The organism is Bartonella sp. B10834G3 (assembly GCF_016102505.1).
Lineage (GTDB): Bacteria > Pseudomonadota > Alphaproteobacteria > Rhizobiales > Rhizobiaceae > Bartonella > Bartonella choladocola.
Genome location: NZ_JACFOM010000003.1, coordinates 232,577 through 248,465, shown reverse-complemented (window position 1 = coordinate 248,465; position 15,889 = coordinate 232,577). Strand labels below are relative to the sequence as shown.

The 15,889-nt window shown below is 44.0% G+C and carries 14 protein-coding genes; 8 read left to right on the top strand and 6 right to left on the bottom strand.

Going from position 1 to position 15,889, the window contains the following annotated elements; all coding sequences use genetic code 11:
- Positions 1-93: 93 nt before the first annotated feature.
- Positions 94-1,689, top strand: a complete 1,596-nt coding sequence (locus H3S94_RS10145) for a hypothetical protein (protein ID WP_198240956.1) — start codon at positions 94-96, stop codon at positions 1,687-1,689.
- A gap of 436 nt (positions 1,690-2,125) precedes the next feature.
- Here H3S94_RS10145 and H3S94_RS10140 read toward each other — a convergent pair whose 3' ends face one another.
- From H3S94_RS10140 to H3S94_RS10130, 3 genes are all read right to left on the bottom strand, one after another.
- Entirely contained in the window at positions 2,126-2,731 is a 606-nt protein-coding gene (locus tag H3S94_RS10140; RefSeq protein WP_246786473.1) for a hypothetical protein, read from the bottom strand.
- A gap of 186 nt (positions 2,732-2,917) precedes the next feature.
- Positions 2,918-3,532, bottom strand: coding sequence for a hypothetical protein (locus H3S94_RS10135; protein ID WP_198240955.1), 615 nt, complete (start codon positions 3,530-3,532; stop codon positions 2,918-2,920).
- Positions 3,468-4,586 (bottom strand): hypothetical protein, encoded by a 1,119-nt coding sequence (locus tag H3S94_RS10130; protein WP_198240954.1) that lies wholly within the window; start codon positions 4,584-4,586, stop codon positions 3,468-3,470. The genes H3S94_RS10135 and H3S94_RS10130 overlap by 65 nt, the downstream gene beginning before the upstream one ends.
- Before the next feature lie 280 nt (positions 4,587-4,866).
- Here H3S94_RS10130 and H3S94_RS10125 point away from each other — a divergent pair, with 280 nt between their 5' ends.
- From H3S94_RS10125 to H3S94_RS10105, 5 genes are all read left to right on the top strand, one after another.
- The gene (locus H3S94_RS10125; RefSeq protein ID WP_077993227.1) at positions 4,867-5,160 is read left to right on the top strand and encodes a hypothetical protein; all 294 of its coding nucleotides are present in this window, start codon (positions 4,867-4,869) and stop codon (positions 5,158-5,160) included.
- On the top strand, positions 5,126-5,611 hold the full coding sequence (locus tag H3S94_RS10120; protein WP_198240953.1) for a hypothetical protein: 486 nt from the start codon (positions 5,126-5,128) through the stop codon (positions 5,609-5,611). The genes H3S94_RS10125 and H3S94_RS10120 overlap by 35 nt, the downstream gene beginning before the upstream one ends.
- A gap of 176 nt (positions 5,612-5,787) precedes the next feature.
- Positions 5,788-6,522 carry a LexA family transcriptional regulator gene (locus H3S94_RS10115; RefSeq protein ID WP_246786474.1) on the top strand — a complete coding sequence of 245 codons (735 nt, stop codon included), beginning with the start codon at positions 5,788-5,790 and terminating at the stop codon, positions 6,520-6,522.
- An 855-nt stretch (positions 6,523-7,377) separates the two neighbouring features.
- Positions 7,378-7,938, top strand: coding sequence for a hypothetical protein (locus H3S94_RS10110; protein WP_198240952.1), 561 nt, complete (start codon positions 7,378-7,380; stop codon positions 7,936-7,938).
- A 211-nt stretch (positions 7,939-8,149) separates the two neighbouring features.
- Positions 8,150-9,010 (top strand): hypothetical protein, encoded by an 861-nt coding sequence (locus H3S94_RS10105; RefSeq protein WP_198240951.1) that lies wholly within the window; start codon positions 8,150-8,152, stop codon positions 9,008-9,010.
- Positions 9,011-9,839: 829 nt separating this feature from the next.
- Here H3S94_RS10105 and H3S94_RS10100 read toward each other — a convergent pair.
- The gene (locus H3S94_RS10100; protein ID WP_198240950.1) at positions 9,840-10,559 is read right to left on the bottom strand and encodes a hypothetical protein; all 720 of its coding nucleotides are present in this window, start codon (positions 10,557-10,559) and stop codon (positions 9,840-9,842) included.
- Between the two features lie 335 nt (positions 10,560-10,894).
- On the opposite strand from H3S94_RS10100, the gene H3S94_RS12015 reads away from it, so the two are divergent.
- The gene (locus tag H3S94_RS12015) at positions 10,895-11,020 is read left to right on the top strand and encodes a hypothetical protein (RefSeq protein ID WP_255520167.1); all 126 of its coding nucleotides are present in this window, start codon (positions 10,895-10,897) and stop codon (positions 11,018-11,020) included.
- 78 nt (positions 11,021-11,098) lie between these two features.
- On the opposite strand, the gene H3S94_RS10095 is transcribed toward H3S94_RS12015, so the two are convergent.
- Positions 11,099-11,818, bottom strand: coding sequence for a hypothetical protein (locus H3S94_RS10095; RefSeq protein WP_198231524.1), 720 nt, complete (start codon positions 11,816-11,818; stop codon positions 11,099-11,101).
- A 659-nt stretch (positions 11,819-12,477) separates the two neighbouring features.
- Here H3S94_RS10095 and H3S94_RS10090 point away from each other — a divergent pair.
- Entirely contained in the window at positions 12,478-14,118 is a 1,641-nt protein-coding gene (locus tag H3S94_RS10090; RefSeq protein ID WP_077993213.1) for a Na+/H+ antiporter, read from the top strand.
- A 159-nt stretch (positions 14,119-14,277) separates the two neighbouring features.
- Here the strand turns inward: H3S94_RS10090 and H3S94_RS10085 are convergent, their stop codons facing one another.
- Complete coding sequence (locus tag H3S94_RS10085; RefSeq protein WP_198231523.1) at positions 14,278-15,642, bottom strand: MFS transporter; 1,365 nt, start codon at positions 15,640-15,642, stop codon at positions 14,278-14,280.
- Positions 15,643-15,889 lie beyond the last annotated feature (247 nt).

Below are 15,889 nucleotides of genomic sequence, written 5' to 3'. Positions count from 1 at the left end.
GGTTGCAAAATGGGGAAAACCACATCCTATCATTGCTTTTTTCAGCGTTTTTGGCATAAATCGCTAGGGTGAGAGAAGGGGAAAAAGCGGAAAATGCCTTCAAATTTGGATATTGATAAACAGAACGATAACTCACAAAAAAAGAGTGAAGCCGAAAAAAAATTTAAAATAATAAAAAAACGCATTCTTTTGTGCGGTATTATTTGTCTACTTACCGCAATATCTGTTTATGCAATAGCTTATTTTTTCTATCCATTTGATTCACTAACGATTAGGCTAATTATTTTTGTTTCCATTGTTCTGGCGGACATGTCGCTTTGGTTCTATTCAATGATGACGATGGACACCAACCGAGTTTTGTTTGTCAGTTTGTCCATTGCCCTTTTCGGGTTATTCCTTGTTTCTACTTTTTATCCCTATCAAGGCCTTCAAAAAAATCTGAACATCATTGCAGTTGTGGTATTGTCTGCCGCTGTTCTCTTTGTTCTGCTGTTTATCTTTATAAATGAATCCTTTTTCTCTTCAAAAAGCCCGGATATTCGCCAAAGCGTTGATTTTGTCAGTAACCGTTTTGCTGTTATTGTTTTGACCGTCACTTTAATTCTCGGTACCTTGTTCGGGACGATCGCTTTTCTCGGTTTTTATCCGGATAAAGACAATTCAACTTTTTTCGGTGGTATTGATATTAAAAATGTAGCCCTTGCCACTGCCGGTCTTGTTACCTTTTTCTGGGCTGCCAAAGCAACAAAAATCAAATCAATCGAGCTTGAAGAAAAGAAGCAGGATGGCAAGCGCCACGATAACGAAATCAAAATGGCAAAACAGCGAGATACCGCCCAGCTTATCGCAGAAGCATCAAAACTTTTAAGCAGCGAAAATGACGCGCAAAAATATGCAGGTCTTTCCTTTTTGAATGCAGTCGCAAGTGATCCTAAAGGTCCTCTCAGAAAAGAAGCATTTGATATTTTAACGGATTTTATCATAAATGCCAGCGATGTCACAACGGCGAATGAAGTGCGAATGCGAGCAATTCATTATGCGGATGATCTTGTCGGAAATAATTCCGATGAACTTTTTTCTAATGAATATATATACATATCGAACGCACATTCAGAACTGAATTATTTTACGCCTATTAAAACTAAAAATTTATATGTGGTATATATCGGATTTAAAATTGACGAGTCATCATTGTTAGAAAACGTTCAATTAAGAAAAACTAATCAATTTGCGTTCATTGAATGTTTCTTTAATGGATTAAAATACGACCGAAATACAGTTGAAATAGACAATATTTCAGTGTGGAAATGCACATTAAAATACTGTAAAATTAAAAGTGCTAACCCATCTCGTCTTATTCCTTTGCAAGATCCATCAGCGGAAAGTTCTTGGATTATAGATTATGTACCAGAAAAGTATTCGGATAATGGTGTTTCCAATTTCAATAGCTTCGAGAAATGTGATTTTAGCGATTGTTTATCGTGGCTTCCCATTAAAGGTTGCTTGACCGTTGAAAATGGGATGAAAGAGGCCTTTGACAGGAGCTATTATTATACAGGTCACGAACCCTTAGGTTTCGATAAAGAACAAGATGGTGCTTTATTAATCGAAATTACGTCAAAAGAACAATTTGAAGAGCTTTTCAAAGAAGAACGATTACCTTATTCCCCACCGCACGATAAAAAATAAGCGCAACCGTCGCGTGCGCGTAAAGATAATTGAATTTCCGGTAAAGTTTGATCTTTGTCATCTCTATCAACTAAAGGTAGGTCGTTACCTCACCTGTTTTCGCTTATCCCTATCATTGTAGAGTGATAAATTGTGCAAGGTATTTAAAAAGGCAGGGGAGTGCCTGCCTTTTAGAAATAGAGTTGGAAGTCGGGATAAAAAGGCGGGGTGGACTTCCGATTTGACGGGCGCCGCCCCGCATAAGTTACAAGCCAAGTTTGCTTTTTCAGGCTGTAATCTTTGCTAAAAATAGGTTTTTTACAAAAATAGTCTTTCCGGCCGAACAACAAATAGCAACAAAATCATAAAATTTCATTTGCACTATAAATTTCCTGCCTCCCAAGAAAATCCCTTTGCAAAATAGAATTCCCGTTGCGCCATCAAGGTCATTAAAAATTTAATGACCTTTATTGGCAAGAAAAAAATGCCGGTTTAGCGCATTGAGTACAAGCCTTGTTGCGCCGACAAGGTGCGGCAATTCGAGATCTTCCAGCACGATATATTGCAAGGCGGCATAAAGGTTATCAATTCTGTTATCGAATTGCGCTTCCTGAATGGCTTCTCTCGCGGCAAGATATTGCTTTTTTGCGCGCTTGCAAAACGCTTCATAAAGTTCGGGATTAGGCGTGCTGTTAAAATCATCGTAATAGGCGGCAGGCGAAAGCAGTGCCTTTTTATAATTGTTATCCACCTCGATAAATTTCAGCGCGGCATTGTACTGGTCTTCGCTAATGCCGCCGCATTCGGGGCCGGCCAAAAAAAGCCTGCCGATATAGGTGGAAGCGCGCGGGTCTTTTGCCTGTTTTTCGGAAAGGCCGGTGTGCTTTGCACGCATCAAAATAGCAAGACGGTCAATCGCCTCGCGCGGTTTTTTTGCGCGGCTGCGCCTGCCATTCGGTTCGCGCGCAATACCTTCGATACGTGGCCTTCCGCGCCCGCGCTTGAGCCGGAGTTTGCCCGCCTTTGAACGGGCTTTCAATCTGATAATTTCAATTTCCTGCATTGTTAAAGCCTTTCATGATTGCTTTTTATCGGGTTGTCGTTTGAAGTCTTGAGTTTGAAGTGTTGTTGTTTGAAATCTTGTGGTTCTTGCGCTTTTGAAAAAAACATTGGGCTTTTCACAGATGTTCCATATCGTCCCATATCGTCCCGCATTGTCCCGTATTGTCTCTTGCTGTCCCATTCCGTTTCATTCAGCTTCATTGAACGCGCATTTGTTTTGCGGGCGGAAAACTTGCCGCCCTGTTTTATGTTCTGTTGTGTTGTTTTCGCTTGCGGTCGTGGTTTTGTGGTCACAAGCCGGTTTTTCTTCCCGCGCTTCTGGAATTAAAACGTCGTTTTGTTCTTCTTCACCGGCTCTTAGAAGCCGCTCCACAGTGTCGATTTTCAACCATTCGGTTTTTTCGATATGTTCGCAAAAAGCGGCGAGTTCCGGCGCTGTCGGCATGAAGGTTTTGTTGAAGCCTTCCGCTTTGCCGCGAATAATCAAAAGCACCGATTGCATAATGGCAAAGCTGGAAAAGCCGGAAAGCGCAATCATATAGGATTTGGCCGCACTTTCCCCGTCTAAATCACGGGGCAGCCGCATACCGCCCGAAAGCAGCAAAAACTGTTCCATGATTTCGTCGCTTCGGGCCTTTTTTAAAAGTGTGTTTTTTGCTTCCTCAAGCGTGTGCCGGATTGTTGCGATTTGGACGTTTGTCGGTTTCTTTCCCGCCTTGAAGCGGGGCGGAAAGCCTTCACCTGTTGTGAGGGAAACGAGTTTGGCAAGCGTCAAATCGAGGTGCGAGACGGGCCATCGCATCGGTAACTTTTCTGGCTGTCGATCTTTTATCATATCCGAATTTTGCATTTTTTCGCTCCAGAACGGGGGCAGGTTGGTCATTCCAGCGTTCCTGATTGAGAAACGTTGTCGGGTTAAGCCAGGGGCGGTCGGGCGGCTTGTCTGCGATATAGCGTTGAAGCCCCGCCATAATGGCGGCAAGACTGTCTTTTTTGCGCGCTTTCAAAAACGCCGTTAGTGCTTTCGGCTTGCCGCATTTGTTGGGGAAAGACGGCCAGAAAATTTCATGAAATTCGGCTTCAAAATCACGTTTGTCGGGGCGGCTTATTGCAAGCTCTGGAACTTCGTTTTTTCCAAAATTCCGGCTTCCAAAAATTCCCGAAGGTGAAGGCAAAAGCGGCACGCCCGCGCTTTCACCGGAAGCTGAAATTGCGCCGGAAGCCTCGTCCTTTTCAGCCGCAGACAACGTTCCGATGCTTGCTGAAAGTGGAGCACTTTCCGCTTGCGGAAAAGCGGAATTTTCAGAAAAGGAACAAGCCTTGTCCTTGGGCAAACTCACGGCAAAAGAACAAGTTTTGTTCTGCTCGCACCCCGCGGGAAGTTCCGGTAAATTTCTATTTTGGCAAAGGGGAAAACCATGCCCGCCTTTTTCGTCTGTTGGCTCTTCGACAAGCGCATCAGAAGACGTTTCAGAGAAAGCGGGAAAGGGGTTATTTTCTTTAAGGGGGTGTGGGGGAACCTTTCTTTTAGGGGAAAGGGGTAATGTTTCCTTGCCGTTACAATTTTCCTCTTGTAACGTTACATTGTTTTTCCGTGTCAGCCTGAAACGGCGCACACGCTCGCGTGTACGGGCACGGCGCTGGTCTTCCCGCTCGTCTATATCGGCAAGAAGTTCAAGAATAGCCGACATTTGTTCGGTAGAAAGGTTCAAACCGGCAAGGCGGCGTAGTGTTGACGAATCCATTTTATAAAACTCTCTTCTCTGCCTTGGAAAATGTTGGTTGGCCGCACAATTGACGCGCAAAAAATTCCAATAATTCTGGAGAAAAACCGGCTTCAAAAACGCTTCCGCCATGAAGTGCCAACGCCTTGCTTTTTCGTGTCACATCTTTGATTTTTTCGTTTACGCTTTTTGCGGACAAGCAGACTTTTGTTGCGCTCGAAACACTGCTTTTGAAAATTCGGTTTGATTTTTGTTGTCCCGCACGGGCAAAAAAAGGTGCGCTCAAACAAAGCCTTTTCCCGAAAGCGGTAAGGCTCACCGGTTTAAAAATGGCGATTGCTATTGCCTTGATAAAAACAACAAGTTGTTTAACTATTTCATCAAGTGATTGATGAAAGACAAAGGAAAAAGAATGCCCGTTATTAACCCGATAAGATCTGCAACTGTCAATGCAGCAGCCACACCGGAAGAAGTCGCATTCCGTTTGTTCAGTATTATTGCCGGTGCTTCTGAAAATACGATTGATAGCAAGGATGTTCTGCCGCTTTTCGCCAAATGTATGATCGCTGTCGGCAAACCGGAAAATTTCCTTGCCGAGCCGCAGAAATATGATGTGACACTCGAAAATACCAATGCCAGAAAGGCTTCCGCAGAAGGTGCAGGCTCGCCGGATGATAGTGCTTCCGACAGAGCCAAAGCCGAATAAGCATAATTTGCTTTTTTTGGGAAAAAATCGGGCTAAAGAAGATGGGCTGCATAAAAACGTTCGGCATAATGAACGGGGCGCAAGCACCTTCTGCCCGCAACAGGTGCTTCCACCAGCATTTTCAAACAGGTTTTGGAAACTGCCGGAAGAAGGCGTAGCGCAAAAGTGGTATTTCAAGACCTGTGCGCTTTGTAAAATGCTTTTTAATGCGCCTTTATTATCTGCTGCTGGTATTTCGGTTGAAGCTTCTAAAGGCCAAGTCAACAGTGCAGGCTTGCGGTTAAAGCAGGTCAACGGTTGTATTTCATGCAAAACATCAGTGTCGAATAATCGTGACACGCCAATATCTGACAACACGCCAACATCTGACAACACGCCAATATCTGACAACACGCCAATATCTGATTTGTCCATTTGTTCCACCCCGAAACATGGCAAATACGCCGTCTAATAAACCTTGCAGGAAAACACACGCCGCACCTTCCTCAACTTTTTCGCCACCATTAAACATTTATCATGTTGTAATTCGCGTTATAATAGCGACAGGTTGTATAACAACATCATTTTACACCTATTGTCAACATGATTTATGTTTATTATTCTGACATAATCTATGTTATGGACACGATGGGACAAAGATTACGCGAGGCACGGCTGAAAGCGGGCTTTTCATCTGCAACGAAAGCTGCGGATGCAATTGGTGTGAGCCATTCGACCTATCGGGCGCACGAAAACGGGCAGAATGAATTCGGGCCTGAAGAGGCTGCCATTTATGGCCGCAAATTCGGCGTGAGCGCCTCTTATCTTTTGACGGGCGAGAATGGCGCAAAACGCAAGATGGTATCGAGTTTCGATCCCGATATTCCTGACCGGATTGATAGCGATGTCAAAACAAGGTCGCAATTGAAAGACGGCGAAATACCCGAAATTGATGTCAAGGCGGGCATGGGCGCCGGCGGGGAAATTATGATCGTGAACGGTGCCAAAAATGCTGTTCAGATTTCGACAGAAGTAATACGGGATTTTTGGCGTTTACCCGAAAGCCTCTTGGCAAAACTCAATGTTGTAGCGTCCAATGTTGCCGTTCTTCCCGCTTATGGGGATAGCATGTCGCCCACCATTCATGATGGCGATGCGGTGTTTATCGACATATCGCACCGTGTTCCGTCACCTCCGGGAATTTATGCGCTGGCTGACGAGCTTGGCGGGGTTATCATCAAGCGGTTGGAAATCGTCTCTCGCCCCGGTGCCGATGAAATCGAGGTCGAGGTCATATCGGATAATCCCCACCACAAACCGCGCATTCTGAATTTGAGCGAAATCACCATTCTTGGCCGCTATATCGGCCGTTTTACCCGTTAAAACCGGAACATTTTACAAGACATTGGCATATCGGATGTGCCGACATGTTGCAAAATGTTTCAATCGGTAGATTTTTGCGGCAAATCATTTTCGCAACCCGATCGACCGAATAAAGATGTGTTGGTGCTTCAGTTGTAAACAGCAACAACAATTGTGCGGGCTGATCTGATGAAACCGGATTTGCGCTGACCAATTTTCGCAAATTATATTGCTTGGCAGGTGATTTATTCAGTATCCGATGCACTTCAAACCAACCTGCTATTGCGGGATTTTTTATGCCAAAGGTGGGCGGGGCTTATCCTTGGCGCCCGAATATTGAACGCCGAATGGTTTAATAATTGAATAGTCTAACATTCGATACTTGCATGGTTTAGCACGTGAGTTACCGGTGTGCGAAACACTTTTGCCGGTTGAGGAGAAGCGCTATTCTTATCGCCGCTTTCGCTTTGTCAGCCGCCTTTTCATTTCTTACCGCATGACGTTTGTTTATAGAAATTCACCCAATTAACGCCGACAAAAACATTTAAAATTCTTCATAAAAGGCAATAAAACAATTTAAAATTTTTGTTATTTTATCGTTTTTGTTTTAAATTTTTAAAATCATAAAGAGGCTTTTCAGTCGCTACTTTTCTGAACCGAACATTCGTCCGGTTTTAAATAGAAGTGATAAATCATTTTCGGAAAATCTTAAAAAAACAACATGTCGTCTAGGTCAAACGATTCGTTTGATGAAGAAGTCTAATAATTTTCAACATAAAAAATGTTGACATTAATCATGTCATTTTTTTACGATTCCCCCGTTAAACGTGTTGAAGCTTATGACGTTTCTTTTTTAAACAGCGCGGGGTAGGCGGGATGAAAAAGACTAAAAATCTTGGGAAAACTTTAAAGCCGAAAGCCGGATTCCTTCGCCAAGCTGATGACCAAAAAGACCAGCCGGAGAATAGTTCACGTTTTTATCAAAAAACACAACCGCCTTCCGGTAAAGCCGATGGGCGTAGCAAAAAAACAGGTCGCGCAGAAATAGATCAAGAGCAAAGTAAATCTGCCAATGTAACAAGTAAAACTTTGGATAGCCAAAAATCCGAAGGGCTACATCAAAAAAAACCGGTTAGCCAAGCCGACAATGCAGGAAAAAAACAACAGGAAAAAGAACACTTCTCGTGGGGCGATATAAAGCCTTTTTTGAAAAGTTTAGAGCACCATTCGCGGGCAGAAAAAGTTGTGGCATTGACTTGGAAACTTTATCGTTCAAGCCCGATGACGGATGAGACATTCGAGCCTTTGCGATTTGCCCTTTTCATGCGCACGGCTCAGGCAGAAGTGGAGCACGAAAACGACCCGCCAATCACTATGAGCCGTGAAGAAATCCTCTTTATCGGTTCTGATTGCGCCACCAGACCGGACGAACATTAACGGGTAGCGCCTTTCGTTTCTATAGATATATTCGATTAAGATCATTACTTTATTTATTCATCTGCAAAAAAATAAAATAAAACCCTCAATGTTATAAGAACAACTTGTCAAAAAATTGGATTCAACGTTGCATACCTATAGCTATTCCCGCTATTACAATTTTAACGAGAACGATTCCGGCGCATTGTTATTGATATGTAGGGAGAGAGATATGACTGTATGTGTAGGTTTAGCTGTCAACGATTGTCTTGTTTTCGCCGCCGACAGCGCCTCAAGCATTGTTCAAACTACCGTTGATTCAGAAGGTAATAGAACTACCGGCGTTATAAATGTCTATGAAAATGGCGACAAGGTGTACAATCTCTACAGAGGCCTGCCAATTTGTGCGATGACTTGTGGTATGGGCAATATAGGCTCTGCTTCAATAGGCACGTTAGTAAAGAAACTCCGTAAATCACTTGAAACGAATAGCTGCTCTGATTTTGATAAGGAAAACTATAACCTTGAGGGCGTAGCAAAATTGACCCGGGATTTCTTTTGGGATACGTATCAAAAAGCTGACAATCGCAGTCCAGATTCATCCTTTGAATTTTGGGTTGGGGGCTATTCATCGGATGAAAATTCGTCGCACGAGGTTTGGAAAATTAAGATTGAAAACGATTCATGCGACGATAACCCAGAAAAAATAACAGATAATGGAAGCGCAAGTCTATTCTTTGGCGGGCAACCCTTACCCATACATCGGCTTATTTTTGGGGTTGACCCCAACTTTGAAGCCTATCTTTGTTCAATTGGTTTCAAAAAAGAGGATGCATATCGCCTTGGTACTGACATACGGAACCATTTTAGTTCGGAACTATTTATTAATTCCATGCCCGTAAAAGATGCTATAGATCTTGCGACATATCTTGTAGACTTAACAAAAAGTTACTTTCGATTTTCACCCGGTGCCGATATAGTGGGAGGCGAAACCGATGTAGCTGTTGTAACAAGGTATGAAGGGTTTAAATGGATAAAACGTAAATACTTTTATTCTAGGGAATTAAACAGATTGGAAACAGGTCATGTCTAATCAAACGCGTGGAAAAAGGTTAACGGCGTCTCTCGGCACAACATCAAAGATGCCAAAATATGAATATCAAAAATCGCAAACAGGAAGTTATGTTGTAAAAGAGCGGTCTGGTAATAAAGACAACTCACGGATAAAAATTAAACTACCTACGTTGGTTAATTTAAAATTGGGATGATATTCCCAAACTTCGCAAACGGCCACCGCGTACTTACCTCGCTTCGGCGAGGTTTTTATTGTTTTACGTCAGCCTCCTATAACCGCTTAACAAGTTTAGCATTCGCGCTTGTATAAAAATATCTGAAAAATAACTTTTGCTTTTCATTGTGAACAGTTTGACTGGGCAAATAATTTATATGAAATTGATTGAACACCACGAAGAAATGAAAGCCGATCAGGCATTATCGGGGCAATGAACATATCTGCAATAAACCGGAATAATCATTTGCTATCAACGTCATAACCGAATTGGTAAAATCTCCAATGTTTCCGGAAATCGTTTTCTTGAGGTAATAATAAGCCTTATCTGAAAAGCCTGAAGAACCATTCGCGGGTAGAAAAAATTACCGAGCTTGCATAAAAACTCTATCGTTAAAGCCCGAACAGCATTTCCTTAATGCCGGTGTTTTGCTGCTTTTTACGGCTCGTTTTTCAGTTTTAAAAACTTAGTTCCACCGGTTTCCGGTTTTCACCCGTTCCGGCCGTTCCGCTTTGTCTTGGACACAGAGTTGCTGCCATTCCTCACACCGATTTCTAATGTGAAAACACAAGCATTCGGAAAATGCAGTTTTTAAAAAAACTAGCAATCGCCTGATGAGTGCTATAAAAGCAATTACCTGCGCGCTGGCGGGAAGCTTTTCGGCATATAAGTGCCGGTCGGCTGATCGGTCAAAATCCTGTTTGGCACTGAAGCATTGGATGATGCATTGCCAAGTTGTTCGGCTGCTTTTTCGCTTGCTGAAGTGTCGCCGTTCTGATTGAGAATTTTTTTAATATCGTCCAGTTCACTGTCAACCTCAGAAGAGGCTTCACCATCTTTCCCGAAATAGACATCAAGTATTTGGTCAACTTCTTTCGCCTTTTTCGACGATGGGTCAGCCATTGCCTCGACAATGTCTTCCGCCTTCAAGCCTAATTTATCAAGGCCGAGGCTTTTAAGGATGTCTTCCATAAATTCTTCATAACCTACCGGGTCTTGAGATTTCATGTAAGCCAATTTGTAGCGGATAAAATTGGCCAGACGTTTGAGATCTGTTCCACCTTTTTCAATATCAACGCCGAGCCTCCTTGCTATTTCTTTCAGTATTTTTGCTTTGAATTCGCTTTTGCTCATACGGCTATTATCAAATACCGTAGCGCCTGCAATCTTGCTCCGTATTTTGTCATAAGTCGACTTTTCTTCCGCTTTCAAAGGAGAGCCTGTTTCTTTGGCTTTAAAAATCTGTTCCGTCGTCGTGGGAGCGCGTTTGGCTTGTTGTTCGACCTGATCAATCCTCTCTTGCAAGATTTTGACAGAAGCGAATTTCAAATTCTGAACCGGCGTCAGTGCCATGATAGTCTCTCCCACAATTTACTCGTGTACAGTATTCGGTCTACATCAATCTGTTAATAGATCATGTAGTATTAGATTATTATTTTACATGATAATTTTTTGAAGTAAAGTTTCAATATAGAACAGAACATTTCGCTGCTAACAGTGAATTTAAAAACAACATATCGAGAGAAATGTTTAACTCTTCTCATTGATTGCAAAAATCTATTTCGCCAAAATTTTAACCGACACTATGGCTTTTTGAATAAAAACAGAAGGCCAGAAAGCCGCTTTTCAAAAGCAATAGGATAATTTTTAGAATATCAATCAAAAACAGAATGTTAAGGAATGTCTGAATGGAAAATGAAAAAGTTCCTTGTGTGAAAGCCGGAGCAATCTTGAAAGGCGGGATAGATTGTCGGAGCACAGTTTTACAGGCGAAACAGTGTCAGGTCACGGGCGGAATTCTTCCCGTTACATAAATTTTTGAAAATGCCGTTTTTTAAAAGCTAAACAATCGCGTAATTAATGCTAAAACGTGATGAGTGCTATAAAAGCAATTACCTGCGCGCTGGCGGGAAGCTTTTCGGCATATAAGTGCCGGTCGGCTGATCGGTCAAAATCCCGTTTGGCACTGAAGCATTGGATGATGCGTTGCCAAGTTGTTCGGCTGCTTTTTCGCTTGCTGAAGTGTCGCCGTTCTGATTGAGAATTTTTTTAATATCGTCCAGTTCACTGTCAACCTCAGAAGAGGCCTTACCATCTTTCCCGAAATAGACATCAAGTTTTTGGTCAACTTCTTCCGCCTTTTGTGAAGATGGGTCAGCCATTGCCGCGACAACGTCTTCCGCCTTCAAGCCTAATTTATCAAGGCCGAGCCGTTTAGTGATGCCTTCCATAAATTCTTCATAACCTACCGGGTCTTGAGATTTCATGTAAGCCAATTTGTCGCGGACCAAATTGGCCAGATGTTTGAGATCTGTTCCATCTTTATCAAGATCAATGCCAAGGCTCCTTGCTATTTCTTTCAGTATTTTTGCTTTGAATTCGCTTTTGCTCATACGGCTATTATCAAATACCGTAGCTCCGGCAATCTTGCTGCGGATTTTGTCATAAGTCGACTTTTCTTCCGCCTTTATAGAAGAGCCTGTTTTTTTGGCTTTAAAAATCTGTTCCGTCGTCGTGGGAGCGCGTTTGGCTTGTTGTTCGATCTGGTCAATTCTCTCTTGCAAGATTTTGACAGAAGCGAATTTCAAATTCTGGACCGGTGTCAGTGCCATGATAGTCTCTCCCACAATTTACTCGTGTACAGTATTCGGTTATATCAATCTGTTCATAGATTATGCTCTACTATAGAACAATATTACATGATAATTTCACCAAGTAAAGTTTCAATATAGAAAAGAGAATTCCGTTTCAGGAAGATAATTTAAGAGCAATCTAAATAGGATGAAATATTCAACTCTTCTGAAAGATTGCGAAAATTTATTTAGCCGGGAGTCAAAACGGCATTATGGTTCTTTAAAAAATGCAGAAGATTAAAAAGGCGCCTTCTGAAAGCAGCAGGATAATTTCAAGAATATCTTAGAAAAACAAAATGTTAGGTAATGCTTGAACTTCAAAGGAAAAGTCTTTTTTGTAAAAGCCGCTAATGTCTTGAAAAGAGAGACGGATTGCCAAAGCTCGGTTTTTCGACCCGAACAGTATCAGCTCACGGGAGGATTTCAGCCGGTTACACAATTTTGATGGAGCGCAATTATTTTTCATTGAATAGAAGAAAGACTGCCCACAATTCACCATTTTTACCGCACATGACATGAGCAGAAGTAGATTGTCATAAATTTGGCAGGAATTTTCAGAAGTTCGTTTTTGTTTATCTTATTGAAACTGTTCATTGCTTAAATGGCGTGGCATAGTTTTTTCTGAAAGGTTATCGAGAGTGGAATCGGTTGTCGTGATATTGATATTGCTGGTCGCTGTCATCATCAGCGGCGCAATATCACGCGCACTTCCATTGCCCATTCCGTTACCGCTTATCCAGATTGCTGTCGGCGCGGTGGTTTCTCTTGCTGGCGACATGGGGGTAAAATTACGGCCGGAAATGTTTTTCCTGTTGTTTTTACCGCCACTTTTATTTCTTGACGGTTGGCGCATTCCCAAAGACGGTTTGAAGCGCGACCGCTGGACAGTGCTTGAAATGGCACTGGGGCTTGTTGTCTTTACGGTTTTGGGTGTCGGTTTTTTCACTTATTGGATTATTCCGGCCATGCCGCTTTCGGTGGCTTTTGCACTTGCCGCCATTGTTTCGCCAACCGATCCGGTTGCAGTCAGTGCAATTGCAAAACGTTCTCCCATCCCGAAGCGCTTGATGCATATTCTGGAAGGTGAATCCCTGTTGAATGATGCATCCGGCCTTGTCAGTATGCGCTTTGCTGTGGCAGCGGCTATGACAGGAAGTTTTTCGCTTGTTGCGGCTTTCGGAACGTTTTTGTGGACTGCCGTTGCCGGTGTTATTATCGGGGCGGCAACCACCTTCTGTGTCACCTGGGTGAGCAATTTCTGGAACCATAAATTCGGCGAGGAAACCGGTTCCCATATTCTTATAAGCCTGCTTATTCCTTTTGCCGCCTATCTTGCCGCCGAACAGGTGGATGCATCGGGAATCCTTGCCGCCGTTGCCGCCGGTATTTCCATGAGCTTTACCGAAGACAGTCTGCGCAACCTTGCTTTGACGCGCATTCGCAGGCTTGCTGTCTGGGACACTGTGCAATTTGTTGCCAATGGTGTCATTTTCGTCATTTTGGGTGAACAGCTTCCCCATATTGTCAGCGGTGCGGCAATTGTGGTTCAGGAAACCGGACACCATGAACCGGTCTGGCTTGTGGTTTATGTCATTGCAATCAATGTGGCGCTTGCCGTACTCAGATTTATCTGGGTTTGGGTCTCTCTGCGTTTTACGCTTGCACGTGCTTACCGGCGCGGCTTGAAACCCTTTGTGCCGAGTTGGCGGCTGGTTGCTGTGACATCGCTTGCCGGTGTTCGCGGCACGGTAACCCTTGCCGGTGTTTTGACCTTGCCGCTTTTTCTTCCCGACGGTTCGCCATTTCCCGCCCGCGACCTTGCAATATTTCTGGCAACCGGCGTTATTCTGATTTCGCTTGTCATGGCAAGTATTTCATTGCCATTCCTCCTCAAAGGTCTGGAATTGCCGCCCGAACCTTCCCATCAGAAGGAAGAAGAGCGCGCCCATATTGCGGCTGCCGAAGCGGCCATCAAAGCGGTTGAACAGGCAGTGCACAATTGGGGTGAAGGCCGCAGCGATGCCGACCTTTATACAAGTGCAGGCGCGCGCGTCATGGCGAACTATCGTGAAAGATTGGCCGACCAGAATATTTCGGATGCGGATGCAGGCAATACCCAAAAGATTGCCGAAATCGAACGGCGTTTGCGCCTTGAAGCTTTGAAAGCCGAACGTCAGACCTATTTTGCTTTCGGCCGTCGTCACCAACTTTCGGAAGAGACAACTGCAAGATTGATCCGCGAAGTCGATCTTCTGGAAACACGTTTTTCAAACGGCTAAGTGGCAGAGCTTTGAAACGGCTTATGGGACAGGCGGTTCAAGCCGCGAGGCCCGCGGGCTGTGGCTTGAATGCCAGAAAAGAACGGCCTAAAAAGAACCGCCTAAAAAAGGTCTAAAAAGAACAGCCTAAAAAGAACAGCCAAAAACAGAAAGCAGACTTTATGATTTTTTATGTTTTCCGCTTGTGAGCCTCAAGCCGCCGGTCAATACGGCGAGTAAAAAACAGGTTGTGCCGCACCACAAAGCATAGCGCGAGCCGTAATGGGAAGAGACAATCAGGAAAAATGCAACAAGTGTGCTTCCCACCGATTGGCCGATAAGCCTTGCCATGCCCATAATGCCACCGGCTGCGCCACTTCTGTCGGCGGGGGCGGAAAGCATAATAACGCGCTGGTTGGGCGCATTGAAAAAGCCCATGCCGCATCCACACACCATCATGCAGATCACAATCACAAGAACCGGCGTTCCTTCACCAAGAAGGCTTAAAGAAAACATTCCGCTTGCGCATAGAAACATGCCGATAGCAACAAGAAGAACCGGTGAAAAATGGTCGGAAAGCCTGCCGGTAAAGGTTGAAGTGAGTGCCGCGCAAGCAGGCCACGGTGCGATCAGAAAGCCGGTGGCAAACTGGCTTTTATGCATGAGCATCTGGAACGAGAAGGGAAGCGCCACAAAAGCAATCCCTTGCGCGATAAAGGCAAAAAGAACGGCAAGAATGGAAAGGGTAAAAATCCGCGAGGAAAAGAGATCGAACGCCAGAAACGGGGCAGGGTGGTTTTTCTGGCGGATGATAAGTGCGGCAATTGCAACAAATGAAATGACAAAGGTCGGAATAATCATGGAAAGTGGCTGGCGGTGCGCACATTCACCAATGCCGAAAATAAGCGCGGCAAAACCGATGCCGCAAAAACAGGCGGCAAGATTGTCAAAGCGGTAGTGGCTCAAGGGCGTTTTTGGAAGCGAATGGAAGGATATGGCAAGTGCCACAATACCGAGTGGAACATTCATCAAAAACAGCCAGTGCCAGGTGGTAAACCACAAAATAAGCGAGGCGAGTGTCGGCCCTAAAGAAAAGCCCACTCCCATGCAAATGGCATTGATACCAAGCCCGACACCGAGTTTCTGTGGCGGAAAGGTAAAGCGGATAAGGGGAAGGTTGGTGCTCAATATTCCGGCCGCGCCAATACCTTGCAAAATGCGTGCGCCAACCAGTGTTGGAAGTGACCATGATAGCCCGCAAAGAAGCGAAGCGAGGGTAAAAACCAGAAGTCCGACGATGAAGATAATGCGAAAGCCGATCACCTCGCCAAGGCTTGCGAAGGGCAGTGTCATTGCAATCATGGAAAGAAGATAGGCCGTCACCGCCCAAACGGTTGAAGCTTCGCTGGTTTTGAATTCCTGTGCGATTGTGGGAAGGGCGGTATTGGTAATACCGGTGTCGATCATAGCCATGATAACGCCGAGGCAAATCGCAAAAATAGCGGCCAATTTATAGGATTTTGTCACTTCAGCATTTCTATTCACTTGCAACGTCTCTTTAACAATGCGGACTTCAATCTTGTGTCAGCCGTCTTTTCAGGCCAAGCTTCGTCCCCATGACTATAAACATGAACGCGCTTCAAATGCATAAGAATATTTTTGTGAAGAAACGCATTCCAACACATTTTTCAGGCAATTGCTTTTTGCCCTTATTTTCTTATGTCTTATTGTTCTTCCCGCGTTTTATTGTCTTTACACGGTTTTTGGTTTTTTACACGGTTTTTGTTTTTTC

What these genes read in the sequence shown, in the direction of transcription:
- H3S94_RS10145 (WP_198240956.1), top strand. Translation starts at nt 94, where the DNA reads ATGCCTTCAAATTTGGATATTGATAAACAGAACGATAACTCACAAAAA.
- H3S94_RS10140 (WP_246786473.1), bottom strand. Translation starts at nt 2,731, where the DNA reads ATGCAGGAAATTGAAATTATCAGATTGAAAGCCCGTTCAAAGGCGGGC.
- H3S94_RS10135 (WP_198240955.1), bottom strand. Translation starts at nt 3,532, where the DNA reads ATGCGATGGCCCGTCTCGCACCTCGATTTGACGCTTGCCAAACTCGTT.
- H3S94_RS10130 (WP_198240954.1), bottom strand. Translation starts at nt 4,586, where the DNA reads ATGGCGGAAGCGTTTTTGAAGCCGGTTTTTCTCCAGAATTATTGGAAT.
- H3S94_RS10125 (WP_077993227.1), top strand. Translation starts at nt 4,867, where the DNA reads ATGCCCGTTATTAACCCGATAAGATCTGCAACTGTCAATGCAGCAGCC.
- H3S94_RS10120 (WP_198240953.1), top strand. Translation starts at nt 5,126, where the DNA reads ATGATAGTGCTTCCGACAGAGCCAAAGCCGAATAAGCATAATTTGCTT.
- H3S94_RS10115 (WP_246786474.1), top strand. Translation starts at nt 5,788, where the DNA reads ATGGGACAAAGATTACGCGAGGCACGGCTGAAAGCGGGCTTTTCATCT.
- H3S94_RS10110 (WP_198240952.1), top strand. Translation starts at nt 7,378, where the DNA reads ATGAAAAAGACTAAAAATCTTGGGAAAACTTTAAAGCCGAAAGCCGGA.
- H3S94_RS10105 (WP_198240951.1), top strand. Translation starts at nt 8,150, where the DNA reads ATGACTGTATGTGTAGGTTTAGCTGTCAACGATTGTCTTGTTTTCGCC.
- H3S94_RS10100 (WP_198240950.1), bottom strand. Translation starts at nt 10,559, where the DNA reads ATGGCACTGACGCCGGTTCAGAATTTGAAATTCGCTTCTGTCAAAATC.
- H3S94_RS12015 (WP_255520167.1), top strand. Translation starts at nt 10,895, where the DNA reads ATGGAAAATGAAAAAGTTCCTTGTGTGAAAGCCGGAGCAATCTTGAAA.
- H3S94_RS10095 (WP_198231524.1), bottom strand. Translation starts at nt 11,818, where the DNA reads ATGGCACTGACACCGGTCCAGAATTTGAAATTCGCTTCTGTCAAAATC.